Origin of the sequence: Blautia sp. AM47-4 (assembly GCF_003479865.1) — a bacterium.
GTDB lineage: Bacteria > Bacillota > Clostridia > Lachnospirales > Lachnospiraceae > Fusicatenibacter > Fusicatenibacter saccharivorans.
Map to the genome: position 1 here is coordinate 214760 of NZ_QUHY01000001.1, position 26787 is coordinate 241546.

The 26787-nt window shown below is 47.6% G+C and carries 19 protein-coding genes and 2 tRNA genes; 16 read left to right on the forward strand and 5 right to left on the reverse strand.

Annotation, left to right across the window (positions count from 1 at the left end):
- The first annotated feature begins 102 nt into the window (after positions 1-102).
- Positions 103-798 (forward strand): anaerobic ribonucleoside-triphosphate reductase activating protein, encoded by a 696-nt coding sequence (locus DW965_RS01050; protein WP_118697826.1) that lies wholly within the window; start codon positions 103-105, stop codon positions 796-798.
- Positions 799-805: 7 nt separating this feature from the next.
- Here the strand turns inward: DW965_RS01050 and DW965_RS01055 are convergent, their stop codons facing one another.
- The gene (locus DW965_RS01055; protein WP_147398761.1) at positions 806-2044 is read right to left on the reverse strand and encodes a DUF6128 domain-containing protein; all 1239 of its coding nucleotides are present in this window, start codon (positions 2042-2044) and stop codon (positions 806-808) included.
- Positions 2045-2094: 50 nt separating this feature from the next.
- Here DW965_RS01055 and tadA point away from each other — a divergent pair, with 50 nt between their 5' ends.
- From tadA to DW965_RS01120, 12 genes are all read left to right on the forward strand, one after another.
- Positions 2095-2643, forward strand: a complete 549-nt coding sequence (gene tadA / locus DW965_RS01060) for a tRNA adenosine(34) deaminase TadA (protein WP_118697824.1) — start codon at positions 2095-2097, stop codon at positions 2641-2643.
- A 179-nt stretch (positions 2644-2822) separates the two neighbouring features.
- Positions 2823-2908, forward strand: a tRNA-Ser gene (locus tag DW965_RS01065).
- Between the two features lie 172 nt (positions 2909-3080).
- Entirely contained in the window at positions 3081-4514 is a 1434-nt protein-coding gene (locus DW965_RS01070; RefSeq protein WP_118697823.1) for an RsmF rRNA methyltransferase first C-terminal domain-containing protein, read from the forward strand.
- A 190-nt stretch (positions 4515-4704) separates the two neighbouring features.
- Positions 4705-6000, forward strand: a complete 1296-nt coding sequence (locus DW965_RS01075; RefSeq protein WP_117761688.1) for a PcsB-like coiled-coil domain-containing protein — start codon at positions 4705-4707, stop codon at positions 5998-6000.
- A 236-nt stretch (positions 6001-6236) separates the two neighbouring features.
- Positions 6237-6310: transfer RNA gene (locus DW965_RS01080), tRNA-Pro, on the forward strand.
- Between the two features lie 99 nt (positions 6311-6409).
- Positions 6410-7195, forward strand: a complete 786-nt coding sequence (locus DW965_RS01085) for a Cof-type HAD-IIB family hydrolase (protein WP_242857168.1) — start codon at positions 6410-6412, stop codon at positions 7193-7195.
- A 510-nt stretch (positions 7196-7705) separates the two neighbouring features.
- Entirely contained in the window at positions 7706-10912 is a 3207-nt protein-coding gene (locus tag DW965_RS01095) for a response regulator (protein WP_117509590.1), read from the forward strand.
- 58 nt (positions 10913-10970) lie between these two features.
- Entirely contained in the window at positions 10971-12815 is a 1845-nt protein-coding gene (locus DW965_RS01100) for an ABC transporter substrate-binding protein (RefSeq protein ID WP_117804602.1), read from the forward strand.
- Between the two features lie 146 nt (positions 12816-12961).
- Positions 12962-15103 (forward strand): ATP-binding protein, encoded by a 2142-nt coding sequence (locus tag DW965_RS01105; protein WP_119197924.1) that lies wholly within the window; start codon positions 12962-12964, stop codon positions 15101-15103.
- 173 nt (positions 15104-15276) lie between these two features.
- Positions 15277-15741: a MarR family winged helix-turn-helix transcriptional regulator gene (locus DW965_RS01110; RefSeq protein WP_022463031.1), complete on the forward strand. Its 465-nt coding sequence runs from the start codon at positions 15277-15279 to the stop codon at positions 15739-15741.
- Positions 15725-17074, forward strand: coding sequence for an MATE family efflux transporter (locus DW965_RS01115; RefSeq protein WP_117804601.1), 1350 nt, complete (start codon positions 15725-15727; stop codon positions 17072-17074). Before DW965_RS01110 ends, DW965_RS01115 begins: the two co-directional genes overlap by 17 nt.
- Before the next feature lie 163 nt (positions 17075-17237).
- Complete coding sequence (locus DW965_RS01120) at positions 17238-17675, forward strand: MarR family winged helix-turn-helix transcriptional regulator (protein WP_022463033.1); 438 nt, start codon at positions 17238-17240, stop codon at positions 17673-17675.
- A gap of 90 nt (positions 17676-17765) precedes the next feature.
- On the opposite strand, the gene DW965_RS01125 is transcribed toward DW965_RS01120, so the two are convergent.
- Both DW965_RS01125 and DW965_RS01130 read right to left on the reverse strand, forming a co-directional pair.
- Positions 17766-18407, reverse strand: coding sequence for an endonuclease III domain-containing protein (locus tag DW965_RS01125; protein ID WP_022463034.1), 642 nt, complete (start codon positions 18405-18407; stop codon positions 17766-17768).
- Between the two features lie 45 nt (positions 18408-18452).
- Complete coding sequence (locus tag DW965_RS01130) at positions 18453-19328, reverse strand: AraC family transcriptional regulator (protein ID WP_022463035.1); 876 nt, start codon at positions 19326-19328, stop codon at positions 18453-18455.
- 167 nt (positions 19329-19495) lie between these two features.
- Between DW965_RS01130 and DW965_RS01135 the strand changes: the two genes are divergently transcribed.
- The 3 genes from DW965_RS01135 to DW965_RS01150 all read left to right on the forward strand — a co-directional run bounded on the left by DW965_RS01135 (position 19496) and on the right by DW965_RS01150 (position 25184).
- Positions 19496-20446: a phospho-N-acetylmuramoyl-pentapeptide-transferase gene (locus DW965_RS01135; RefSeq protein WP_117804600.1), complete on the forward strand. Its 951-nt coding sequence runs from the start codon at positions 19496-19498 to the stop codon at positions 20444-20446.
- A gap of 303 nt (positions 20447-20749) precedes the next feature.
- Positions 20750-23068 carry an alpha-xylosidase gene (gene yicI / locus DW965_RS01145; RefSeq protein ID WP_117804598.1) on the forward strand — a complete coding sequence of 773 codons (2319 nt, stop codon included), beginning with the start codon at positions 20750-20752 and terminating at the stop codon, positions 23066-23068.
- Between the two features lie 88 nt (positions 23069-23156).
- Complete coding sequence (locus DW965_RS01150; protein WP_119197916.1) at positions 23157-25184, forward strand: glycoside hydrolase family 31 protein; 2028 nt, start codon at positions 23157-23159, stop codon at positions 25182-25184.
- 84 nt (positions 25185-25268) lie between these two features.
- Here DW965_RS01150 and DW965_RS01155 read toward each other — a convergent pair whose 3' ends face one another.
- Complete coding sequence (locus tag DW965_RS01155; protein ID WP_055265068.1) at positions 25269-26090, reverse strand: hypothetical protein; 822 nt, start codon at positions 26088-26090, stop codon at positions 25269-25271.
- On the reverse strand, positions 26071-26706 hold the full coding sequence (locus DW965_RS01160) for a helix-turn-helix domain-containing protein (protein WP_117813047.1): 636 nt from the start codon (positions 26704-26706) through the stop codon (positions 26071-26073). The genes DW965_RS01155 and DW965_RS01160 overlap by 20 nt, the downstream gene beginning before the upstream one ends.
- Positions 26707-26787 lie beyond the last annotated feature (81 nt).

Genomic DNA, 26787 nt, shown 5'->3' on the forward strand with positions numbered 1-26787 from the left:
TTACCAATAGAAGATAAATGGAAAAAGCGGACATTATGGTTCCGCTTTTTCTGTTGCAGGGCGGACGAAAGTTCGGAGTCCTGCGGTCAGAGAGGATAGCATATGGTCATACATGGATTTCAAAAGCTGACGCTGCTGGATTACCCGGGCAAGGTGGCGTGCACATTGTTTTCGGGCGGATGTAATTTCCGCTGCCCGTTCTGCCAGAACGGAAATCTCGTGCAGCATCCCGAATGGGAGCCGGTGATTCCGGAGGAGGAGATTTTTGCAGTGCTCGAAAAGCGGCGCGGCGTGCTGGACGGCGTCTGCGTGACGGGCGGTGAGCCGACGCTGGATCCGGATCTGGAGCGGTTCGTGACGAAAATTAAGGAACTGGGATATCTTGTGAAGCTCGATACGAATGGATACCGGCCGGAGATTTTGAAAAAGCTGGTGGAAGAGAAGAAAATCGACTACGTCGCCATGGACATCAAAAACGCGCCGTCCCGGTACGGCGAGACGGCGGGCGTGAAAAAGATCGATGTGATGCGGATCAATGAGTCGGTCGAGTTTTTAAAGAGCGGCGTGGTGGACTATGAGTTCCGGACAACGCTCTGCCAAGAGCTGCATGGAAGGGAAGAGATCGAAGCGATCGGAAAGTGGCTTTCCGGGGCAAAACGGTACTTCCTGCAGAATTACCGGGAATCGGATTATGTGATTGATCCGAGGTTCTCGGGGTATGCGAGGGAGCAGCTCGAGCGGTTCTGCGAGATCCTGCGCGGAAAGATTGAGACGGTGGAGATCCGCGGCGTGGATTAAAAACGCTTTAAAGCGTGCGGTACCAGTAGCCGAAGCGGGCATCGGGCGCGAGCTCGGAGGGGCGCATCGCCTGCTTGAAGTGGAAAAAGCCAAAGAGGCTTGCCATGAACTGCTCATTCGGCGTGTAGACGCCGGGGACACCGAAATACCAGAGTTCCTGCTGGTCGCGGTTCCGGGCGAGGAGCAGATGGCGATAGGACGAGGAGCCATGGAGGACGAAGCGGTTCGCATCCACCGAAAGACCGGCGGCGCGGAGCTGTGGAAGATCGTCGAGTGAGAGGCGCAGGCAGTCGGTCAGATCATCATCTGGGAACGGGTGGAACTCCGGGAACTGGTCCTGAAGCTGGAGATAGAGAGCAGCGCGGGACGGCGGCACGGCTGCTGCGGCTGGAAAATCAGCGGAAGTCATATGTAGCGGCTGGGCGGCAGAATCCGGGATGGGCTGCGGCGGTTCCGGGTTGGCAGAGGGATAGCTTTCTGCGGTTTTCACAGATTCCGCGGATGCGGGATGGAGTGTGTTGGCGGATGATTGCGTGATCCTGTCTGCAGGAACGGTGTTTACCGTGTCAGTTGATATGGATTCTGTGGAGACGGTGGATTCCGGGTTGGAATTTTGTGGATAAAGTTCGGAATTGCTGCTGAATTTTGTGGAAAGTTCATCGAACTGTGCTTTTGAAGCGTCTGATGATGGCAGGGACTGCGCAGGTACGGCGGGATCCAGAGGTTCGGGTGTTTCGGCAGTTTTCTCTTCGGTCGGTCTGGCACCATTGTCTGCGGATGTTTTGGGCTCCTGCGGGAGCGTGGGAGCGAAAAACTCCGGCTGAATCGGAAGATCGTCCCACTGGGTGGCGATGACGCCGGTCTGGCGGCAGAGCAGGATCAGACCGCCAAGCTCGTCGAGCGTGACATCCGTCTGCCCAATGGCATCGGAGTGCGTGAAGAGTTTTCCACTCGTAGAAGAGCGCCCCGCAAGGAGATTTCCGAGCGGAATGCCGTACATCCGCCCTGACCGGCGGATAAAACCGTAGACCGTGACCGAGGTCTCCGGCGGAAGAGACGGCGATTTGATCTGGAAGTCCATGCGGCAGAAGCCGTTCTGCGACTCCACGCGGACAAAGCCGCAGCATCCGCCCTTGCGGTTGTTCGGGTATTCGTATAGATAGGCAATGAAACGCCGGTAATCAGACATAAAAACCTCCTGCATAGAAGTAAAAAGAGTAGAAAAAGATACTGCGCTACAGTTCACGATATGCGGGAAGGACAGAAAATATACGCAGAGAAGAAAGGAAGTGCACAATGGAAGAAGAAACAAAGCTGGAAACGCCGGAGAAAAAAGCGCACCGGAAAGAACGGGAACGCTTCATGCGCCAGGCGATTACGCAGGCGAAGAAAGCGGAAAAGCTGATGGAAGTGCCGATCGGCTGTGTGATTGTGTACGAGGGAAAGGTGATTGCGCGGGGCTATAACCGCAGAAATACGGATAAAAACACGCTGTCCCACGCGGAACTGAATGCGATCCGGAAAGCAAGCAAAAAGCTCGGCGACTGGCGGCTGGAGGGCTGTACGTTGTATGTCACCCTGGAACCGTGCCAGATGTGCGCCGGTGCGATCGTACAGGCGAGAGTCAGCGAAGTCGTCATCGGCAGCATGAACCCGAAGGCGGGCTGCGCGGGATCGATCTTAAATATGCTGGAAATGCACGAGTTTAACCATCAGGTGAAGGTCGAGCGCGGCGTGCTGAAAGAAGAGTGCTCGGAGATGCTGAGTGCGTTTTTCCGGAGACTGCGGGTGGTGAAAAAGAAGAAAAAAGAAGAGAGGAAGAGGGTGGAAGAAGGGAAAGAATAAAAGAAGAGGCAGCATCGGGATGGGATGCTGCCTGAGGAAGATTATTTGTTTGAGTAAGTTGCACTTTCGAATATTTCCGTAAAAAATACAATCCCCGTATTTCCATCGGAAACCAATGAAAAAATCATTGACGAATCGTAGAAAAAGCACTATAATATATGATGTATTTGACAAAATACGGAGAAGTACCCAAGAGGCTGAAGGGTCTGGCTTCGAACACCAGTAGGTCGGAAACGGCGCAAGGGTTCAAATCCCTTCTTCTCCGCTATGCAAAAAAGAGACAGCAAAAAGATTGAAAAATCGAAAAAGCTGTCTCTTTTTCTGTGAGAAATTATGAAATAGATGCAAAACAAAAGAAACAAAGACAGAAAAAACATCGCCAGTTCACGAAAAGGGACCGATGCACAACAAAGCAAAATAAAAAGGAGAGACAATACATGGCGCAGTTACCACAGGAATTTCTGACCCGCATGCAGGACATGCTGGGCGATGAATTTGATGCATTTTTAACTTCCTACGACGCACCCCGCACAGCCGGGCTGCGTGTAAATACAAAAAAATGCCGGACCGAAGATTTCCCACCGCTTGTTCCGGGAATGTGGAAGAAAATTCCGTGGATTCCAAACGGCTATTTCGTGCCGGACGGCATGCGCATGGGCCAGTCTCCGCTGTATGCGGCAGGCGTCTTCTATCTGCAGGAGCCAAGCGCCATGACCCCGGCGTCCCGCCTCCCGATCGAACCGGGTGAGCGTGTGCTCGATCTCTGCGCCGCACCGGGCGGCAAAGCGACGGAGCTGAATGCGCGCCTGAAAGGAACCGGCCTTCTCGTCGCCAATGACATCAGCAACGCCCGCGCCAAAGCACTGCTGCGCAATCTGGAGCTGTTCGGAAGTGAAAACGTGCTTGTCACCAATGAGACACCGGCAGGCCTTGCAGACGTCTTCCCGGGCTTCTTCGATAAAATCCTCGTGGATGCACCGTGCTCCGGCGAGGGCATGTTCCGGAAAGACGAGGCAGTCATCGGCACCTGGACCCCGGAGCGGCCGGATTTCTTTGCGGATCTGCAGCGCGAGATCACCTCGAATGCTGTCAAAATGCTGCGTCCGGGCGGCCTCATGATGTATTCGACGTGTACCTTCGCCCCGCAGGAGGACGAGGGAACCGTTTCTTTCCTTCTGGAAAACTTCCCGGAAATGGAACTGATCGAGATGGAAGGCTACGAAGGTTTTTCAAAAGGCAATCCAGTCTGGGGAAACGGCGATCCGGAGATCGAAAAGACCGTGCGCATCTGGCCGCATAAAATGAACGGCGAGGGCCATTACCTTGCCCTGTTCCGCAAAAAAGGCGAAGCCATTCCTTATGAGACAGAAGAAAAACCGATCGAAAAGAAAAACAAAAAACAGAAAAACCGGAAAAAAGACCGCGGAACGGAAGCACCGGGTCCGTCGAAAGCAGAAAAACAGATCCTTTCCGATTTCCTGTCCCGGATGACAGCACCGATCCCGGTGGAGGAACTGGAAGTCCGTGCCGGAAAAGTATACCATTCCCCGTCCCTGCCGGATGGCGTGCGGAATCTTCATTTCCTGCGGAACGGTCTGTATCTCGGTGAACTGAAAAAAGACCGTTTCGAGCCGTCACAGCCGTTTGCCGTGACACTCTCCGCGGACAAGTTCAAAGATTACATGAATTTAAAGGCAGATGACGAGCGTACCGAAAAATATCTCCGCGGTGAGACAATTTCCGTAGAGCCGGGAGAGACCGCATCGCCGTCGGGCTGGAAGCTGGTCTGCGTCGATGGATTCGGCCTTGGATGGGGCAAACTGGTCAATGGAACCTTGAAAAATAAGTACCCTGTTGGATGGAGAAAGTAGAAAAATCATGTCAGTGTTTGCAGGAAAAATGTCGAAATATTACAAAGTTATTAACAGAAATTAAAAAAGACTTTCATTTCAGACATACTTGTGTTATAATGGCAAAGTACGGCGGGAAAAAAGACCCATTTTCCGCAGTAACTGGGAGTGACAATCAGCAACAGAACGTAATAAGTATGAGGTGTACGACATGAAAAAAAAGAAATTATTCAGCCTGGTTTTGGCCACAGTGCTTACGGCAGCAACCGTTCTGCCATGCTATGGTGCCAGTACAAAGGAGAAAATTTCAAATGCTCAGGCAGAACAGGCTGCCGCACAGTCTCAGCTTGACAGCATACAGAGCAGGATTGACGAACTCAATTCCAAAAAGGGACAATCAGAAGAATATCTTTCCGAACTGAACCAGCAGCTGGACGATCTGCAGAACCGTCTGCAGGAGCTTCAGGATCAGTATGATGCGAAGCAGAACGAACTGGTACAGATTCAGGCAGATCTGGAAGATGCAAAAGCAAAAGAAGAAGAGCAGTACGAGGCGATGAAGCTCCGTATCCAGTATATGTATGAAAATTCTTCCGGAAACGGATACATGGCAATGCTCTTTTCTTCCAAAAGCATTTCAGAGCTGATCAGCCGGGCAGAATACATACAGAAAATTTCCGATTTCGACCGCGATCTTATGCAGGAGTATGAAGACACGGTAGACCAGGTAAAAGAAAAAGAAACACAGGTGCAGGAAGAGCAGGCAGCGATCGTAGAACTGCAGCAGCAGAGCAGCGATCAGCAGGAAGCCATCCAGGAGCTGTATGCAGCAGCTTATCAGGAACTCCGTACCTACTCCGCAGAGCTGGACGATGCAAAATCCAGCGAGAGTGCACTGGTAGATGAAATCAACAGCAAAGCAGATGCAATCAACGACCTGATCCGTCAGGCGAAAGAAGAGGAGATTGCAGCGCAGAAGAAAGCAGAAGAGGAAGCAGCCGCAGCAGCCGCCGCACAGCAGGCTGCCGCAGAAGCTGAGGCAGAGGCCGCCAGAAAACAGGCAGCCGAGGCCGCAAGAGTCGCAGCCGCAGAAGCAGCAAATGCCGCAGCGAAAGCAGATACCGATACAAGCAGCAGCTCCGGAAGCAGTTCTTCGGACAGCAGCGCATCCTCCACGACAACGGGGAGTCCATCCGCGTCAGATACTTCCAGCAGCTCCTCCAGCGGAACATACCTTGGAAGATTTAAACTGACAGGCTATTGCTCCTGTTCCATCTGTACCGGACAGTGGTCCGGCGGATCCACCGCGAGCGGAACCACACCGACCGCAGGAAGAACGATCGCCATGGGCGGTGTACCATTCGGAACGAAACTGATGATCAACGGCCAGGTTTACACGGTAGAAGACCGCGGAACCGCTTACGGCCACGTAGACATCTTCTGCAGCAGCCATTCCGAGGCGCTGAGCTTCGGCGTGCAGTATGCAGATGTATATCAGCTGAGCTGAGAAACAAAGATAAGAGATATGCCGGAACAGAACTTCCGGCATATCTCTTTTTTTGACTTTCTCAGAAACTGTCATTCTAAAAGAACACCAAAAAGGCCGCAAACCCGTGTGAAATGTACCTTTTGAAGCAATAATAAAAAAAATTAAAAAAATTTCAAAAAAGGTGTTGACATTCCTATAGACATCATATATAATAGCTATTGTTGACGGACGAGAGTTCAGAAAACAAATAAAATCGAAGCGTGGCTCAGTTTGGTAGAGCGCTGCGTTCGGGACGCAGAGGTCGTGGGTTCGAATCCCGTCGCTTCGACTGGAATGAAAATGCCGAAAGCCTTGACAATCAAGAGCTTCGGCATTTTTTCGTATGTCAGAAAGAGAACAGGAAACAGTACACGAGGAGGAAATTTTTGTGAAAGCATTATTTTTTGATATTGATGGAACGTTACTGAGTGAGATTACAAAAGAAATTCCGCAGAGCGCGCTCGATGCATTGAAAAAGACAGCGGAAAAAGGAAATCTTACGTTTATTAATACCGGCCGCACCTGGTCGGAGCTGCCCGAGGAGCTGAAAAAGCTTCCGTTTTCCGGATTTCTGTGCGGCTGCGGGACCTATCTGCGCCGGGACGGCGAAATCCTGATGCATCAGACGATTCCGAAAAAGCGCTGTGAGGAAATCCCGGTTATTTTAAAGGAGTGCAGGATCGGCATGATTCTGGAGGGAACGGATAATGTTTATTTTTCGTCGGAGGTATCCCGTTTTCGGGAGGTCGAGCAGACCCGTGCCTATTTCGCTGCTGTCGGAATCGGACTCGCGGAGACAGCGGAGACAAAAGGAATCATTTACGATAAATTTTGTATCGTAACCGATGCACAGTCTGATATAGAACGTATGTACCGTGAATTTGAGCAGGAGTTTGATATCATGGATCGCCGCGGCGGTGTATACGAAATCGTTCCGCACGGCTGCAGCAAAGGAACAGCTGTGGACTATGCGCTGAAACAGTTTCAGCTGGAGAAAGAAGATGCATACGTATTTGGCGACAGCAGCAACGACCTTACCATGTTCCGGTGCGGCGCACACACCATTGCGCTTGGAAAACATGATGAGATTCTGGATCCGTACACAGAGTACGTAACCGATACCGTCGAGCGGGACGGCGTGGCAAAGGCGATGGAGCATTACGGATTGATCTGACAGAAAAAAAGAAAGCGAAGGGGCGCATTTGAAAAGAAATTTTCAGGTGCGCCCCTTTGGTTGCAATTTTCTGAAAAAGGAAACAAGAAAAGCAGCGTCTGAAAAGGTATGTGCATTGCAAAGTAAAAAATTTCATGGTAATATAAAAATGAGTTTTTATGTATATTTGTAATGATACCAGGAGGTGAGCGTTCAGAAGTTCCATGGAAACAGAAAAAAATCAGATAAATAAAAAAAGCCTCAGATACCGTTTTACAGCAGGAACGATCGGAGTAAGTGTCTGGCAGCAGGAATGAATGCTCACTTGGCAAAGCCTATAAAAATTGAAAACATAAAGAGAATTTTGTGTGAATATTGTGTGTAGTGGCTGCAACTTCTCAAATCCGTATACCTGTTTTTCACGTTTTGTAGGATATTATAACGTAAATGTAAAACTGGCAGGGACAGGTTCTCTGTATACAGATAAAAGCAGGATAATGAAGCATAAAACAGAGAGAGGATTTTTATAAAATGGAAAAGTATGAAGACAAAATATATTCTTTAGGTGAGGCTGTAACGGGACAGACACAGGCTATGTCACAGGCCGTACAGAAAACACTGGAAAATAACGGCGGGGTAGGTATAATGACAGGATCTTATGACCAAAACCTGTCTATTTTGTCTGTGAATAATCTGCTGTTGCATAGTACAGGATATACATTCGATACTTTCATGGAACAGACAAAAGGCTCATTGAGAAACTTCTTTTATGACGAGGAAGATAGACTGGAGCGAGACCGTTTTTTGCAGCTTCACGGAACAGGGGAAGCACAGATCCTTACAGCAGACGGTACAGTGAAAAATGTACGGCTTTGTAAAGAGGATGCGACAGATGAGGCGGGCAGACAGATCTGGGTTATGTCCGTACAAGTCAACTGGGATCATGTAAATTTGACACTGCTCAATGAGGCTATCTGTTCCGGCTTCTGGTATTTTGACTGTGACGAAAACAGTGAGATTGTGAATGCAAACTGGAGTCATGAATTCCGAAAAATGCTTGGCTATCATGACACTCTGGACTTTCCGAATAAACTGGAATCCTGGTCAGATCTTCTGCATCCACAGGATAAAGAAAGAGTAATGGTGCAGCTTCAGGCGGCAATTAAGGATAAGACGAACCAGATAAAATACCAGGTAGAGTATCGTATGAGAATGAAGGATAATCAATACCAGTGGTTTCGGGCATCGGCAGAAGTAATACGCCGTCTGGATGGTTCTGCCAGCAGGATTGCCGGGATTTTTATTAATATTGATGCGGAAAAAAAAGAGGCCATGCAGGCACAAAAATCTGCTGCTTTCCACCGGGCTTTTACGAAAGCAGACCTGTGTGAGTATTATGTAAATCTGGAAGCGAATACTTTTGATACCTTTAAGGTTGAACCGTCCCTGATGACAGTCTTTGAACAGAGTCATACATGGGATGAACTGATCCGTCATTTTGTGGATTCCTATGTTGTGGAGACAGATAAGAAGGCGGTATCCTCTTTTTACGACCGTGGTTATATTGCAGAAAGGCTGAAGGGTCTGGAAACCGAATTGGCTTTAGAGTGCCGTATCACTCTGAATGGAGAAGAACGATGGGTCCGCAATGTGGTCATACGTGGCGAAATAGAGGATTCAGAATATGCCATGATCTTTCTGCGTGATATCACAGAGACAAAGGTAGAGAGCGCACGGCATCTGCAGATGGCGGCGGATAATGCTTCCATGGAGCAGATAATTCAGAGTATTGTGCGTCTGGTTGACCGCTTTGTTGTCTGTGATCTGGAAAATGACAGATATGAATTCTATAACCTGAATGGACAGATGATATATAAACCTCTGGGATTCTATCATGATTTTCAGATGCAGGTTCTTGAAAAATATAAGACACTGGAACCATTGGAAACTATGGACATCCTGATCGCACCGGAAAATATCCGGAAGAATCTGAAAAGTGAAAATGATATTTATAAGTTTGAGTATTGCAGCCTGGATGAAAAGACTTATAAAATCGCTTCTTATATTCCTTTGGAATGGAAGAATGGAAAGCTGGAAAAGGTATTGCTGGCATCCATGGATGTGACACAGGAGAAGAAAGCAGAGATTGAATCCCGTCAGGCACTGAAAGAGGCTTACCGGTCTGCAGAAAATGCAAACCGTGCGAAAACAGAATTCCTTTCCAATATGTCCCACGATATCCGGACACCGATGAATGCCATTGTCGGCCTGACAGCAATTGCAGGAGCAAATATTGAGAGCCAGGACAGAGTCATTGAATGTCTCAGCAAAATTACAAAATCAAGCCGTCATCTGCTGGGGCTGATTAATGAAGTGCTGGATATGGCACGTATTGAAAGTGGAAAAATGACGCTGGCACAGGAGGATTTCAATCTGCCAGATCTGGTGGATAATCTTATAACACTCACAAAACCGGTGATTGATGAACATAAACACAATTTAGATATACACATTAATCACATTGAACATGAGAGTGTCTGTGGTGACAGCCTGAGAATCCAGCAGGTATTTGTGAATCTGATGAGTAATGCGGTCAAGTATACACCGGATGGCGGGAATATTACTTTTTCCATAGAGGAAAAGCCAAATGGATTTTCGGAACTTGGATGCTATGAATTTACGATTGAGGATAATGGGATCGGTATGTCACCGGAATTCCAGAAAATCATGTTTGATCCTTTCAGCCGCGCAGATGACCATCGGACAACCAGAGTCCAGGGAACAGGTCTGGGAATGGCAATCAGCAGAAATATTGTGAACCTGATGAATGGTAATATTAAAGTGGAAAGCACCTTACATAAGGGAACTAAAATTACAGTAACAATTTATCTGGAACTTCAGGAAAAAGAAAAAGAACAGGACAGAAATCTGATGAATCTACCTGTTCTGGTTGTGGATGATGATAAGACATGTTGTGAAAGTACAGTTGCCACATTGAAGGAGATTGGGATTACAGGCGAATGGGTTCTCTCCGGCAGAGAAGCCGTTGAGCGCTGTTATGCACATCATGAGCTAAAAAATGATTACTTTGCTGTTATTTTAGATTGGAAAATGCCGGATATGGACGGAATTGAAACAGCCAGACAGATCCGGAAACGGATAGGGAAAGAGATTACCATTATTGTACTGACATCTTATGAATTCAGCGAGATCGAAGAAGAAGCAAAGGCTGCAGGCGTAGATGCTTTTATTGCAAAACCGCTGTTCCGTTCCCGTTTGGCGGCTACATTGCGGCAGTTTACTTCTGGCAGAAAAGAAAAAACAGCAAGAAATTATCTGGATGAGCTGTCTGAAGCAGATTACACAGGAAAAAGAATTCTGCTGGTCGAGGATAATGAGTTAAACAGAGAAATTGCTGTTGAAATTCTGCAGATGACAGGGGCGGAAGTGGAAACGGCAGAAAATGGAAAAATTGCAGTTGAAAAAGTAGAAGCTTCACCGAAAGGCTTGTATGACCTTATTTTTATGGATATCCAAATGCCTGTCATGAATGGTTATGAGGCAACCGCAGCAATCAGGAGCCTTCCGGGTGAACAGGGAAAACTACCGATTGTTGCCATGACAGCAAATGCTTTTGCAGAAGATGTACAGCTGGCAAAAAATACAGGCATGAATGGACATATCGCGAAACCGCTGGATATGAATAAGCTGAATGATGTTCTGGAAAACTGGCTGTAATTGTTTCCCAATTATTGAATTAATGATTTTATCAGGAAAGAATGAGGAAAATACGAGGATGAAAAAGGCAAAACAATGTCTGACAGCATTACTGCCAGGTGTGCTTTTAGCAATTACTGTTTTGTCTGGCTGTGGACAATCTCAAAAAGCAGTATCTAAAAATGACGATCACCTTACCGTGTATCTGTGGGAAAATCGTTTAATGAAAAATATTGGACCCTATATCCATGAGCAGTTTCCAGATCAGGATATTGAGTTTATTACCGGTAACAATGATACCGATTTATATAGCTATTTTGAGGAACATGGTGAACTGCCGGATATCATAACCGTACGTCGATTTTCTGGAAAAGATGCACAGGATCTGGAGCCATATCTAATGGATTTTGCTTCTTATGACGTGGTTTCCAGGTATTACTCCTATGCATTGCAATATTATAAAAATTCAAAAAATGAGATTCAGTGGCTTCCTATCTGCGGTATACCGCAGACGATTATTGCCAACAAGACATTGTTTGAACAGTATGGAATCAAGATACCGAAAAACTATAAGGAATATGCACAGGCATGCCAGCAATTTTATGATAATGGTATAAAACCGTATTCCCTGGATCTTGCAGAAGACTGGTCTGCTCATGAGGTGATTCAGACAGGTGCAATTGGGGAATTCATGAGTCTGGATGGAATCGAATGGAGAAGCTCAGCTGAAAGTGCATCAGGGGATATCGCGTTTGATGATGCGTTATGGAAACGTATTTTTTCAGAAACCAATACATTTTTGAAGGACTCACATTTTACAAGTGATGATATCAGCGTCGATATTAATACTGCAACGCAGATGTTCCTTGTGGGAAAAGCAGCAATGTTTCATGGTTATCCGGCACTTATGCAGGAATTTCAGGAACAGATGGATGCAGAATTAACTCGTATACCGTTTTTTTCACAGATTTCGGATGAAGCTTTTATAAATATGACCCCTTCTCTGAATATTGCATTTAACAAAGAACTGGAAAAAGATCAGGAAAAACTGGACCTGGCATTCGATGTCCTGGAGTGTATGATTTCAAAAGAAGGACAAACATTGATCGCAGATGGAAAGGGTGTAATTTCATTAAATGTAGATGTTCCAAACATGATGGAAGATGTACCTGGACTGGAAGATGAAATTAATAATAATTCTGTTTATATCCGATATTCTGCTCAAAAATCATTTTATGCCAGTCTTGAGGCTGTTCACGGATTATTGTCAGGGGAAATGGATGAAACACAGGCTTATGATGCTTTTCGCAGCACAATGAACAGTAAGGATTCAAAAGAAGAAACCACAGTTAATTTTGAAAATGAATATTCCATTTCGCTAAATGATAAAAACGGTCGTGATGCGGCATCTTCTATTTTAACTACGATTAGAGAAGAAAAGGATGCTCAGCTGGCTTTGGCACCATATTATTATTTTACTTCCTCCATTTACAAAGGGGAGTGTACCTGCAGCCGGGTTGGTCTGATGACAGCAAAGAGTTCAGATACACCATTATACCTGGCAAAAATCAATGGCAAAGAGATTTATGAACTTGCGGAGAAATATCTTGCTGATTCTGATGAAAAATTCCATATAACCAATAAATATGAATTACCAATTGCATCCGGTATGAAAATAATCGTCAGGCAGGAGGAAAACGGATTCTCATTAAAGGACATAGAAGTAAATAAGAAAAAAATCGACAAAGAAAAGGAGTACTCTATTCTTCTTACAGAAACCACAATGTCTGTTTTGAAAAAAATAAATCCGGAATGTGAGATCAGGCGGCTTGGTAACACAACATTATCAAGTGCATGGACCGCAGCAATGGAAAACGGACAGCAGCCGTCAGCACCGGAAGATTATATAGAGGTTGAAAAATAAAAGTGGGAACAGAACAGGCGAAAACAAAAAGAAAAAAGATGATAGTACCATTGTTCTTTTTAATTCTTATCTTTTTAAACTTAATTTTTGTAAAGCTCCTTTTGAACAGGATGAACAGCTATATCGCAGAAAACGGGAAAAGCAGTATGGGAGCAGTTGTTGAACAGATACAGCAGACCTATGATCTGCAGGTGAATGGATACTACAGTCGGCTGCATATGCTTGAGGATTTTCTTATTCAAGAGGGAGTGAGATCTATTGAACTGGATAGAAACAAGAAGTTCTTTGAGGCATGGCAGAAAGAATCTGAAAGTACACTTATATTTCTCCAGGAAAATGGAAAGGCAATAACCACTGATGGAACAAAACTTCGGGTTGACATGCCAAGTAAACTTTTGTTGGATTTGAGGAACGGATATAATATTGGAAAATTGGTTTCTCTTGATTACAACCAGAAGAAAAAAGATGGTTATCTGGTTGCAATTCCATGTCAGGAATATACGATTAAGGGGGAAACTTATACGGCAATTGGAACCTTGTATGATCATTCAAAATTAGATTCCATGTTAAGTGTGAAAAGCTATAACGGGAATGCGTATCTGTTTATGCTGGATAACGACGGAAATATTACTTATACAAATCAGAAAGAAGATAAATTTTTCAGGAACTATTTCTTGTTAAAGCATTTAAAAGGAGATCAGGCTATCACTGAGGAAGAGGCTGATTCTCTTCAAAAAAAGCTGGATGGCAGAGAACAGGGGGTAGAACTTGTGGAAAGTGACAAACCTTACTATCTGGGATACTGTCCGATAGAAAATAATAACACCATGCTGATTTGTATTGTAGAAAAAAGTGTTGTAGATAATGTACTAAGAGACTATCAGAAAACAATAGTGTTTGAAACAATACTCATGGCAGGTTTTATACTTTTGCTTTTTGCCGGATTATTCTACAGTATTTCCAGACGCAGTCTTGCTGAGCAAAAAGCTGAATACGAAAAAAGAAATAATGAGATTCAGACGCAGGCAATGAAGGATATGGAGGAGTCCAATAAAAAACTGAAAAAAGCAAAGGACATTACAACGGAAGCCTTGCAGACCGCTGAAAATGCAAATAAGGCGAAAACGGATTTCCTGTCCAATATGTCACATGATATTCGTACACCAATGAATGCAATTATCGGCATGACATCATTGATCAGACATGATGCCGGTAATAAAGCGAAAGTAATAGAGTATGCAGATAAAATAGACATTTCATCACAGCATCTGTTAGGAATCATTAATAATGTTCTGGATATGAGCAAAATTGAGGCAGGAAAAACAGTTTTTAAGTATACCGATTTTTCCATCTTGGATTTTATTACAGAACTCAATACCATATTCCATTCACAGATAGACGAAAAAAATCAGACTCTTACAATCATAAAAGAAAACATCCGGCACGAGTGGGTGAACGGAGATCAGGTTCATCTGATGCAGATTTTCAGCAACTTGGTTTCTAATGCAGTGAAGTACACGCAGGAAGGTGGAAAAATTCAGTTTCTGGTAGAAGAATGTGAGACAAAGTCATCTGTCTACGCAAAGTACCGTTTCTTGGTCAGCGATAATGGCATGGGAATGTCGGCAGATTTCAAAGATACAATTTTTGATGCTTTTACTCGTGCTGAAAGTTCTATGACGAATAAGATACAGGGAACTGGTCTTGGAATGGCTATTACCAAAAATCTGGTTGAAGCAATGGGAGGCACCATTGATGTGGAGAGTGAACTGGGCCAGGGAAGCTGTTTTGAGGTTCTTATAGATCTGAGAATAGCAGAAGATAGATTTGTTTCTTCAGCAGAACAGGCAGAAAAGGATGAACCGGCTGGCAATGTCCTGAAAGGAATGAGGTTTCTGTGTGCAGAGGACAATGAGCTGAATGCAGAAATCCTGATGGAATTGTTAAAGATTGAGGGTGCAGAGTGTACAATCTGTGAAAATGGTAAAAGGGTCTTAGAGGCATTTGAGCAGTCTGCTCCGGGGGATTATGACATGATCCTGATGGATGTGCAGATGCCGGTTATGAATGGTTATGAGGCAACAAAAGCAATCCGAAGAAGCTCCCATGAACTGGCAAAGACAATTCCAATCATTGCTATGACCGCCAATGCGTTTTCTGAGGATATCCAGCATTCTCTGGCAGCCGGTATGAATGCCCATGTTTCAAAACCGGTTGAGATGAAGGTACTGGAAAAGACGATCAGAAGCATAAAATCCGGCGGGGGGCACCGAAATGCAGCTCATTGAACAGTGACAAATGGATATGGAAAAGAGCTGATGAAAGAATCTGGCATTGCCAGAACTTTCAATCAGCTCTTTTTTATCATCAGTTCCCTCTTGACATTTTTTCATTTCCTGCTATACTTATCAAAAGTAATTACTAAAGATAACTAATTTTTAAACAGAAAGGAACCTTTTCCATGACACAGGAAAAATTAAAGCAGTTCCTGGATGCGTGTTTTGATGCAAAGCGTCTGATCGAGAAGCTCCCGGACCTGCCGGACGGTATGAAGCCGCGGCAGGTGCATGTGCTGGATGCGGTGAATGAGATTCAGAAAAAGCAGGGCTTCTGCCGCGTCAGCGACATCAGCAGCTATATGAACACAACGCTGCCGAGCATCACCAAGCTGGTGCAGGAACTGGAGGAGAGAAATCTTCTCGTGAAACAGGCGGATGAAAAAGATAAGCGCGTGATCAACCTGACACTGACCGAAGAGGGAAAAGAGTTTGTGGAACTCCGCGTGACGCACTTTCACGGGGAATGGGCATCCCGCCTGCCAGATCTGGACGACGCGGTGGTGGACGAATTTGTGCATGCAATCACACGGATGCAGGAAACGATGCCGGGAATAAAAGGAGTGAAAAACAATGGCAAAAGAAAATAAGAAAGAAGTATCGTTTGTAGAGGGACCGATTTTCCAGTCCCTGATCCGTTTTGCGCTGCCGGTGCTCGGCGCGCTGATTCTGCAGGCGGCTTACGGTGCGGTCGACCTTCTCGTGGTCGGCTGGTTCGGCGATGCGTCGAGTATTTCCGCTGTCGGAACCGGAAGCAACTTCATGCAGATGGTAACATTTATCATCACCAGCCTTGCGATGGGTTCGACCGTTATGATCGGCCAGCACATCGGCGAGGGCAAGCCGGATAAGGCCGGCAAAACCGTGGGAACCTCGATTGTTCTGTTCGCCATCATCGGTGTCGTCATGACGGTGATTCTGGAGCTGTTCGCAGGCCCGATCGCCAATATTTTACAGGTCCCGGCGGAGTCTTTTGACAAAACCGTCCTCTACCTGCGGATCTGTTCCGGCGGTATTCTGATCATCATCGCGTACAACGTCATCAGCAGCGTGCTTCGCGGAGTCGGTAATGCAAATCTGCCGCTTTTATTCGTCGGCATCGCCTGCGCAGCCAATATTGCCGGAGATCTGTTCTTCGTCGGTGTGCTGAAACTGGACGTTGCGGGAGCAGCGCTTGCGACGGTTCTGGCGCAGCTGATTTCTGTCATCGCCTCCATGGGTGTGTTGAAAAAAGGCAATCTGCCGATTGAATTCAAAAAAGAAGACTGCCGCATCGACCATGACGAGCTGAAGAAAGTCCTGAACGTCGGTGTGCCGATCGCGCTGCAGGAGACGACCGTACAGATTTCCTTCCTTGTGATCAACTCGATCATCAACGGCATGGGCCTTATGCCGTCCGCCGGATACGGTGTGGCGCAGAAGCTGACCTCATTCATCATGCTGATCCCGTCCTCTGTGATGCAGTCTGTGTCAGCATTCGTGGCACAGAACACCGGAGCCGGAAAGAAAGACCGCGCGTGGAAGGGCTTCCTCACCGCAATCGCAACGGGCTGCTCTCTTGGAGTTGTGATTTTCTGCATCGGTTTCTTCGGTGGAAGTGTCATCTCCAGAATCTTCACGAGCGATCCGGCCGTTATCGAGCAGAGCGCCGCTTACCTGCGCGGTTTCGCACCGGAATGTATTCTGACCTGTGTGCTGTTCAGCAGCATCGGATACTTCAACGGCCGCGGCATCAGCATCCCGGTTATGATCCAGGGAATCACCTCCGCCTGCCTGATCCGTATTCCGCTGGCGCTGTTCTTCTCACACCTGCCGAATACGAACCTGACCTTCGTCGGCATGTCCACCCCGATCACAACCGTATACGGCATCTGCTTTTTCATGATCTGCTTTGCACGGTTAAAGAAAAAAGGGCAGATGTAATTGAATCAAACATAACAGAACTGCCTGGGAAACGGCACGGAGTGATCCGCCGTTTCCCAGGCAGTTTTTGGTATTGTTTGTCCGGAACTTTTTTGATACAATACAGACAGAAAGAGCGGAACCCTGTTCAGAAGGGACAGAACAGACGGAAAGGGGAAGAGGAGTGGATAACAGAGAAATCATCAATGAGACACTGGTCCATCTGTTTCACGAGATACAAAAACTGGAAGAAGAGGCGATCATCACCGAGGATTTCAAGGATCTGACGAACAACGATATGCACATCATAGAAGCCGTCGGCCTGGAGGGCGGCAATATGTCATCGATCGCGGCAAAGCTCGACATCACGGTCGGATCGCTGACAACGTCGATGAACAGTCTGGTGAAAAAAGGCTACACCGAGCGGGAGCGCAGCGAGAAGGACCGCCGGATCGTCTACATCCACCTGACCGGAAAGGGACGGCAGGCATTCCATCATCACGCAAAATTCCACGAGCAGATGACGGATGCCGTGATGGCGGAACTCGGAGAAGAGGAAGTGCAGGTGCTCGGGAAAACGCTGAAAGCGCTGACGGACTTCTTTCGGTCATATAAAAAATAGAAACAAAAAGGCTTTTGCAGCCGGGACAGAATCAGAAAAATCTGTCCGGTATGCAAAAGCCTTTTTCGCATGGAAACGCATAGAAAAATGCTATTTTTCTACGCCGTTCTTCTCACAGATATCCGCGAGCACACACCGTTCACAGTGCGGTGTCGTCCTCGCAGTACAGACCTCGCGTCCGTGCTCCACAAACCGGTGGCAGAGCGAGCTTCCTTCTTCCGGCGGCACAATTTTCCAGAGTGCCATCTCCACCTTCTTCGGATCCTTGCAGTCATGCACGAGCCCGATGCGGTTGCACAGCCGGATGCAGTGCGTATCCGTCACAATCGCAGGCTTTTTGAATACATCGCCCATAATCAGGTTCGCACTTTTCCGTCCCACGCCCGGGAGCTTCAAAAGTGCGTTAAAGTCATCCGGCACCTGGCTGTGGTACTCGTCGCGCAGCATGCGCATGCAGGCGTTGATGTCGCGTGCCTTGCTCTTTCCAAGACCGCACGGCCGCACAATTTCCTCGATTTCCTCCGGTGTCGCGTTTGCCAGCGCATCGATATCAGGATACTTTGCGTAGAGATCCTCCACCACAACATTGACCCGCGCATCGGTGCACTGTGCGGCCAGGCGGACACTGACGAGCAGCTTCCACGCCTGGTCATAGTCAAGCGTACAGTCGGCGTCAGGATATTCTTGTTTCAAACGTTCAATGACGGCAAGCGCCAGTTCTTCTTTTGTCATCGTGTTAAACTCCCATTCTCAAAGATATAAAAACAGCGAAAGCTATCAGGATCCTTTCTCGCGTGCTGCCTTCCGAAGCTGCAGCGGCGTCGTGTGAAACCGCTCGCGGAAGAGGCGGTGAAACAGCTTATCGTTTGTAAAGCCATGCTTTTCCGCGAGCGTGCCGACCGGCAGATCCGTGGCGATCAGGTCGCGGTAGATGCGGGAAAGACGGTAGGAATTCAAGTATTCCAGATACGTCGTTTCCATGTTCTGGCGGAAGAAGCGGCAGAAATATTCCGGCTGCAGCGAGACAACATCGGCAGCCTCCTTCAGCGTAATCGGCCGCTGGTAATTTTCCTGCGTGTACGTCAGAATCGTATCGAGCCGTGTCTGCGTCCGGGAGCTCATCGGGTGGTGCGCAAGCGGGCTCTTCTCAGAAAATTTCGTGTAGAGCAGATCGAGAAACGTAAAAAGCTCCCGCTGGAACGTCAGCAGATAGCCGTCGGGCATTTCCTCATGAAGCTGCATCATCGAAAGCAGAAGACGCCGGAACTGGCTGATATTTTTCTGCACTTCCGGATTCGTACTGTCGTAGTCAATCGAGAACCAGAGCTGTGACGGATCAGGCAGATAGTTCGCAAGGAACGCATCCGGAATCTGCATCAGAATCGAGCGGTTTCCCGTGGACGGACAGCGCGCCGTGTGGATACGCCCGGAATTGATCAGCAGAAATTGCCCCGGAAGGACGGTCTTTGTGCGGTCCGAGAGCGTGACAATGGAGGAACCCTCCAGAATATAAATGATTTCCAGCGCGTCGTGCCAGTGCGGCGGCGAAAAACTGCCGAAATCGTCGGTTACACGAAATTCGATGCTGCGGTTCGGCTGCAGCGTGATGTGTTCCTGGCGTGTCTGGCGCGGCAGATGATCTTTGCGTGGCATAAAAAACTCCTTTTTTGTTCAACTTAGTGTATCACTATCTTATCACGAAACCCCCGAATTGGGTATAGCAATTTTTGTATGAAGTTGTTATAATAAATGAACACAAAGCCACGTCACATACGGCTTCGTGCAAACTCAATCTAAAGAAAAGTGAAGGAAGAAAACGTATGTATCAAGTATGGAGTAATTTTTTAAATCCCGGCCAGATCGCCATGCTGGGAATCGTGGTCACCTTTCTGCTGACCTTTCTGGCGTTAAAGCATCCATTTTCCTTTCTGCCGAGCGATCACGGCAGAGAATTTGCCGTAAACGGCGGCCTCTCCCGCGGAAAATTGCGCGGCGTCGGCCTCGTGATCGTCATCTGTTTCCTGATCGGAAGCGTATTGTTCCTGCCTCTTGGCGCCGAGTATGTGATCTACGCGATCCTGCTCGTCTGCATCATGCTGAGCGGCTACCTCGATGATGCATCCGAAACCCCGTGGAGCGATTACAAAAAAGGCGCGATTGACCTCGTCATCTCCATTGTGACCGTCATCACCTTTGTGAATTACAATTCCACCACGATCTGCTTCGGAAGCATGTCCCTTACCATTCCGAAAGTGGTCTACATAATCCTCGGCATCATCCTGATCTGGATTTCGATCAACGTTACAAACTGTTCCGACGGTGTCGACGGACTCTGCGCGAGCCTTTCCTGCGTGGTTATCTTCGCGTTCAGTATGATTTTCCACGATGTCCTTGGAAGCTTCACCGTAGCCAATTACCTGTTCGTGGCAGCGCTTCTCGCGTACCTGTATTTCAATACCTCGCCGAGCAGCATGCTGATGGGAGACGCCGGTTCGAGAGCACTTGGCTTCTACATCGCCATCCTTGCCATGCAGTCCCGCCATCCGTTCTTATATCTGCTGATGGCAGGCGTGATGATCGTCGACGGAGGAATCGGTCTTGTCAAAGTATTTTTACTCCGTTTCCTGAAAATCGCGATCCTCAAAAATACAAGAACACCGCTGCATGACCATGTCCGCCTGAAATACAAATGGTCCGACAGTCAGGTTGTGATCCGCTTTGTGATCCTGCAGATCCTGCTGGCAGTTGTTGCCTATCTGATTGTGGCATAAAGAAAAAACAAAAGAAGAAAGATGGGAGTGTGTCCCGGCAAAAGTAACTGGAAATGAAACAGGATACTTTTGCGGGACACACTCCCGTTTTGCATATTGGAACCAGAAAAAGGTTCAAACCGGAAAAAAGATAATATCGCCGTATTTTTTCACAGAATCCTCCCTGTTTTCGACAGGAAAAGTGTGGTAGGATAAAATTACCAAAAAACGTCAGCCTGAAACAGGAATTCTGTAAAAAATGATGAAAAGAGAGCGCTTTTCATCCTCTGTTTCGGGCGCATCAAATCAGGAGGTAATGAAAAGATGAAATTCACAGAAGGTTACTGGCTTCCGAGTGAAAAAGCAAATGCATCCCATGCAATGCAGGCTTATGAAGTAGAGCAGATCCCAGGCGGTATGCGTATCCTGGCTACCACCCGCCCGATCGAGCACAGAGGTATGACCCTGAACCTGCCGACCATCACCGTTGAGTTCGTGGCACACACACCGGATACCATCTCCATGGAAGCATGGCACTATGAAGCCTACGACAACAAAGTTCCGTCCTTCGACAAAACAGAGAGCGTATACGAGGACGTAACCGTTACCATCAACGACGATGAGGCAGTTCTCGACACCGGAAGCGTACTGGTACGCGTACAGAGAAAAGGAATCTTCGCTTACACCTTCGAGGCAGACGGAAAAGTCCTGACCGGAAGCGGATTCCGCAACCTTTCCTATATCAGATGGGATCGCAAGCAGAGCACCATGCTGCCGGCACCGAACTACATGACCGAAAAATATCAGCCATACATGGTAAGTGAGCTGTCCCTTGGCGTAGGTGAGTGCGTATACGGCCTTGGCGAGAGATTCACCCCATTCGTGAAAAACGGACAGGTTGTCGATACCTGGAATGAAGACGGCGGTACTGCATCCGAGATCGGATACAAATGCGTACCATTCTATATGACAAACAACGGCTACGGTATTCTCGTTGACAGCACCGACAACGTTTCCTTCGAAGTAGCAAGCGAAAAAGTTGAGTATGTCGGCTTCTCCGTACCGGGCGAGAGAATCAAATATTATCTGTTCCACGGCCCGTCACCGAAGAAGATCATGAACGAGTACACCGCACTGACCGGACGTCCGGCACTTCCTCCGGCATGGTCCTTTGGTCTGTGGCTGTCCACATCCTTTACCACAAACTACGACGAAGAGACTACCACATCCTTCATCGAGGGAATGGAAAAGAGAAATATTCCGCTGAGCGTTTTCCACTTCGACTGCTTCTGGATGCACGAATTCCACTGGTGCGATTTTGAGTGGGACAAGAAATGCTTCCCGGATATCCGCGCAACCTTAAAGAAATATCACGACAAAGGTCTTCACATCTGTGCATGGATCAACCCGTATATTGCACAGGGAACCACATTCTTCAAAGAAGGCGCTGCAAACGGCTATCTGCTGCAGAGAGCAGACGGAAAAGGCGTATGGCAGACCGACAACTGGCAGGCAGGTATGGGCCTTGTGGACTTTACCAACCCGGATGCGGTCAAATGGTATACCGATAAACTGAGAACTGTTCTGGACTGTGGCGTAGACTGCTTCAAGACCGACTTCGGCGAGAGAATCCCGGTTGACGTTGTTTACCACGACGGAAGCGATCCGCAGGCAATGCACAACTACTATACATACCTGTACAACCAGGCAGTATTCAATCTGTTAAAAGAAGTAAAAGGCGAGAACGAGGCAGTTCTGTTTGCAAGAAGTGCAACAGCAGGAAGCCAGAAATTCCCGGTACACTGGGGCGGCGACTGCTCTGCAAACTATCCGTCCATGGCAGAAACCCTGCGCGGCGGTCTTTCCTTCGCGATGAGCGGCTTCTCCTTCTGGAGCCATGATATCTCCGGATTCGAGAGCACCGCAACACCGGATCTGTACAAGAGATGGTGCGCATTTGGACTGATGTCCACCCACAGCCGTCTGCACGGATCCACAAGCTACCGTGTGCCGTGGCTGTTCGACGAAGAGTCCTGCGACGTAGTAAAATTCTTCACCAACCTGAAATGCTCGCTGATGCCGTACATTTTCCAGAAATCTGTAGAGGCACACGAGGAAGGAACCCCGGTAATGCGCCCGATGGTATTCGAGTTCATGAACGACCCGGCCGTTCCGTATCTGGATCAGCAGTACATGTTAGGTGATGCCCTTATGGTTGCACCGGTATTCCGCGAGGATAAAGTTGCACAGTACTACCTGCCGGAAGGCACCTGGACTGAGCTTCTGACCGGCGAGACAAAAGAGGGCGGCAGATGGTATCAGGGAACCTACGACTACTTCTCCATGCCGCTGTATGTAAGAGAGAACAGCATCGTAGTAAGAGGAAACTGCGACACCAGACCGGATTACGACTACGATGACCACGCAACTGTTTGCGTATATCAGTTAAAAGACGCAGCCGAGACAAAGGTTTCGGATATCCACGGAAACACCGTATTCACCGTGAAAGCAGTTAAAGACGGCGATGCAGTGAAAGTGTCCGTAGAAGGCGCACATACCGAACTGAAAGTAGAAGTCTTCGTCGGAAATGAAAAGAAAGAAGCTGTTCTGGCAGCAGATGCAAGCGAAGTTGTTGTTGCATAAACATCGGAATGTAAGAATATAGGGGAGGGAGAGGCACGGAAAAGAAAATTTTTCTGTGACCTCTCCTTTCAAAAAGGAGGAAAAAACAATGCGTTTTCAGACAGAAAATGGTGTACTAATTGCACAGGCAAACGGAGAAACACTGCGGATTGAGCCGTGGGGAAAAGATTCCTTACGTGTCCGCGCAACGATGCTTCCGGGATTTTCCGGAAAGGACTGGGCACTGACCGAAGTGCCGGAAAAAACAGAGGCAAAAGCAGAGCAGTTTGAGGTCGATCATCTGGAAATCGACGGATCGATGGGAAAAAGAACCAGCGCATCGATCACCAATGGAAAACTCCGTGCTGTGGTCAACTTTGCAGGAGTTATCACCTTCTACAAAGAAGAACAGGAAATTTTAAGAGAATATCACCGTTGCTACGACGGAACGATCAGCAAAGAGAGCCGCTGCTTAAAAACGGTCAACCGTGAGTGGAAAGGTGTGATCGGCGGAAGCGAATACAGCCTGAACCTGAAATTTGAGAGCAACGACGAAGAGAAGATTTTCGGAATGGGCCAGTATCAGCAGAAATACATGGATCTGAAGGGATGCACCCTGGAGCTGGCGCAGCGGAACTCCCAGATCAGCGTACCATTCGCCGTATCCAGCTTAGGATATGGTATGCTGTGGAACAATCCGGCTGTCGGACAGGTAACCTTCGGAAAGAACTACACCGAATGGACTGCACGCTCGACCAAAGATATGGACTACTGGCTGACCGCAGCCGATACACCGAAAGAGATCCTGGAAAATTACACCGCAGTGACCGGCCGCGCGCCGAAATTCCCGGAGGACCGTATGGGCCTGTGGCAGTGCAAGCTGCGCTACCGTACGCAGGAGGAAGTGCTTGAAGTGGCACGCCGCTACCAGAAGGAAGGCATCAAAATCGATCAGATTGTCATCGATTTCTTCCACTGGACCGTACAGGGCGACTGGAAATTCGATGAAAAATACTGGCCGGATCCAAAAGCCATGGTGGACGAACTGCATTCCATGGGAATCAAAGTTATCGTTTCCGTATGGCCAAGCGTAGACCGGAAGAGCGAGAATTTCTGGCCGATGCTGGACCGCGGCCTGCTGATTAAAACAGAGCGCGGCGCCCTGCAGACGTATGATTTCCAGGGGGACTGCGTGGAAATCGATGTGTTCAACCCGGAAACCAGAAAATACGTCTGGGAAGTCTGCAAGAAAAACTATTATGATTTTGGAATCGATGCCTTCTGGCTGGACAACTCAGAACCGGATTTCGGCGTTTACGATTTCGATCATTACCGCTATATCGACGGACCTGCTCTTTCCTGCAGCAATATCTATCCGCAGCTGTACAGCCGTGTCTTCTATGACGGCATGAAAGCAGAAGGAGAAGAAAATATTGTAAACCTGCTTCGCTGCGCCTGGGCCGGAAGCCAGAAATACGGAAATGTTGTATGGTCCGGCGATGTGCCGAGTACCTTTGAAGCCTTCTATGATCAGCTCCAGGCCGGCCTTAATATGGGTCTTGCCGGCATTCCATGGTGGACAACCGATATCGGCGGCTTTATGACAGATGATGTCAACGACCCGGATTTCCAGCAGCTTCTGATCCGCTGGTATGAGTTTGCCGTTTACTCTGCTGTTTTCCGTATGCACGGCGACCGCGGACCGCACAACATTCCAACGCTCGATGACCGTGATTTTGGCGGCGGCTACCTGTATACCGGCCAGTCCAATGAACTGTGGAGCTATGGAGAAGAAAATTACCGGATCATGAAGAAATATTACGACATCCGCATCAGCATGCACGATTACATCAAACAGCTGTATGACGAGGCATCCGAAAACGGTTCTCCGCTGATCCGTACCATGTTCTATGAGTTCCCGGATGACAAAAAATGCTGGGAGCTGCAGGATCAGTATATGTTCGGAAGCGAATACCTGGTAGCGCCGATTTTCCATCTGAACGAGTTCGAGCGTGAAGTATATCTTCCGGCAGGACGCTGGGAAGATACCAGAGACGGAAAAGTGTACGAAGGAGGACAGACCGTTCTTGCCGCCGCACCAATCGATTCGATTCCGGTATTCAAGAAAATAGCATAAGATCGTGTAAAAAGGTCAAAAAAGAAAACAGTACAGAAAAAACACACAGCGTGTGGAATTTTCTGTACTGTTTTTACTTTGTCTCTAACTGCGCATCAGATATCCATATTTGCGCATCTGTCGGCGTATGATTTGCTCAACACGCTGGCGGATTTCCAGAGGATAGTAATCGGCCAGAGAAGCCAGTTCCGTGCAGACATCTTTTGTAGTAAAGGAAAAGTGAAGCTGGATACCGTATAATTCCTCCGCAGCATCCAGCTGTGTATCAAAATCAGAGCTGAAAGGTTTGGCTTCGATGCGTTCCATACAAACATCCATCGGCAGATCCAGAGGGTAGTCATTGCTGGTGTCTGCAAACAGGCATAAACCCTGATCGAACAGAGGACTTAGAGAATATTGCTCTGTTTCTGTATCATATAGAACAGCGATGTTGTTGGTGTGCCGGTCTTCATTCAGAAAGAAGGCATCAATTTCCAGCATAGCGGTCAAATATGCGCCGAAGTTCTGAATTCCCGTCATGTTTTCTAACTGGTCTGCCAGAAAACGAATGCGTTCCGCAGGTTCTGAAAAAGCAGCAAGTGAGATTGCCAGACTGTCTCCGGTATTCTGACGGTACAGTTTTTCCAATGGGATCAGCATCTGATTTGCTTTTAGAAAATCAGGACTGGAACAGCCACTGCGGAGAGTGCCGCGGTATGCAATCCGAACAGGCTGATACAGGACAAACGGGTGGGAAAGAGTGCTTTTTTGCAGTAAATGAGACACCAGTGTCTCCGAGAGTCCCTCATATCCCATATAGTCGGATTTGTACCAGATATTACCGATTTTCCACTTGAGCTGGTCCCCTTTTGAGGTGTGATCTGTTTTTTTGACAGGCAGCTGATTATCAAGACGGATCTGTTCCATGGCGTGCCTCCTTATTCTTCAGAATCAGGATCCATTGCTCGTCACCGGCCATTCGCCCATCTGTTTTTTCAATGATAAGCAGCGGATCATAAAAGGGAAGTCCCATTTCTTTTAAAATATCTTTGGCATGATCGCGTGTTTTGGGAAAACAGCGGCTTTCCAGAAACCAGGTAAAATCATCCCAGGTCGGATGCTCCACAACGCCAAAGGCACGAAGCGGAATTTTTTTTGTGTAATTCTGGATTGCAATTTTCTCATGACGGAAGTCGATATCAATCGTTGTGCAAAGCTGATCGCGGTAAAGAAAACACATCCGCGTTTTGACATCGGGATCCGTGCTGAAACAGTGAGCACGGGCAATTTGATTGTATACCGTCTGCCTGCTGACCTGAAAGGTGCGCGCGATCTCGGCAATACTTTTTCCCTGCTGCTGCATGGCAGCCATCTGAATGATTTGTGGCAGCGAAAAAGCAGGTTTTCTTCCAGCTGCATGGCGCAGGGCTTCTTTTTGGGCTAACTGCTGGTATTGTTCCGCGTCCTTGGAAAGCCTGCGCAGCTCCTTTGGATCTGTTGTTCCAAAGATCTCATAAATCTGCTGCTCAAATGTGTTTTTCATGCAATCACCTCGTTTCTGCCATTACTGTATCACAGAGATCTGAAAGCGTCAAGAAATCATTTATTGACAAAAAACGAACTG

What these genes read in the sequence shown, in the direction of transcription:
- DW965_RS01050 (WP_118697826.1), top strand. Translation starts at nt 103, where the DNA reads ATGGTCATACATGGATTTCAAAAGCTGACGCTGCTGGATTACCCGGGC.
- tadA (WP_118697824.1), top strand. Translation starts at nt 2,095, where the DNA reads ATGGAAGAAGAAACAAAGCTGGAAACGCCGGAGAAAAAAGCGCACCGG.
- DW965_RS01070 (WP_118697823.1), top strand. Translation starts at nt 3,081, where the DNA reads ATGGCGCAGTTACCACAGGAATTTCTGACCCGCATGCAGGACATGCTG.
- DW965_RS01075 (WP_117761688.1), top strand. Translation starts at nt 4,705, where the DNA reads ATGAAAAAAAAGAAATTATTCAGCCTGGTTTTGGCCACAGTGCTTACG.
- DW965_RS01095 (WP_117509590.1), top strand. Translation starts at nt 7,706, where the DNA reads ATGGAAAAGTATGAAGACAAAATATATTCTTTAGGTGAGGCTGTAACG.
- DW965_RS01100 (WP_117804602.1), top strand. Translation starts at nt 10,971, where the DNA reads ATGAAAAAGGCAAAACAATGTCTGACAGCATTACTGCCAGGTGTGCTT.
- DW965_RS01105 (WP_119197924.1), top strand. Translation starts at nt 12,962, where the DNA reads ATGGGAGCAGTTGTTGAACAGATACAGCAGACCTATGATCTGCAGGTG.
- DW965_RS01110 (WP_022463031.1), top strand. Translation starts at nt 15,277, where the DNA reads ATGACACAGGAAAAATTAAAGCAGTTCCTGGATGCGTGTTTTGATGCA.
- DW965_RS01115 (WP_117804601.1), top strand. Translation starts at nt 15,725, where the DNA reads ATGGCAAAAGAAAATAAGAAAGAAGTATCGTTTGTAGAGGGACCGATT.
- DW965_RS01125 (WP_022463034.1), bottom strand. Translation starts at nt 18,407, where the DNA reads ATGACAAAAGAAGAACTGGCGCTTGCCGTCATTGAACGTTTGAAACAA.
- DW965_RS01130 (WP_022463035.1), bottom strand. Translation starts at nt 19,328, where the DNA reads ATGCCACGCAAAGATCATCTGCCGCGCCAGACACGCCAGGAACACATC.
- DW965_RS01135 (WP_117804600.1), top strand. Translation starts at nt 19,496, where the DNA reads ATGTATCAAGTATGGAGTAATTTTTTAAATCCCGGCCAGATCGCCATG.
- yicI (WP_117804598.1), top strand. Translation starts at nt 20,750, where the DNA reads ATGAAATTCACAGAAGGTTACTGGCTTCCGAGTGAAAAAGCAAATGCA.
- DW965_RS01150 (WP_119197916.1), top strand. Translation starts at nt 23,157, where the DNA reads ATGCGTTTTCAGACAGAAAATGGTGTACTAATTGCACAGGCAAACGGA.
- DW965_RS01155 (WP_055265068.1), bottom strand. Translation starts at nt 26,090, where the DNA reads ATGGAACAGATCCGTCTTGATAATCAGCTGCCTGTCAAAAAAACAGAT.
- DW965_RS01160 (WP_117813047.1), bottom strand. Translation starts at nt 26,706, where the DNA reads ATGAAAAACACATTTGAGCAGCAGATTTATGAGATCTTTGGAACAACA.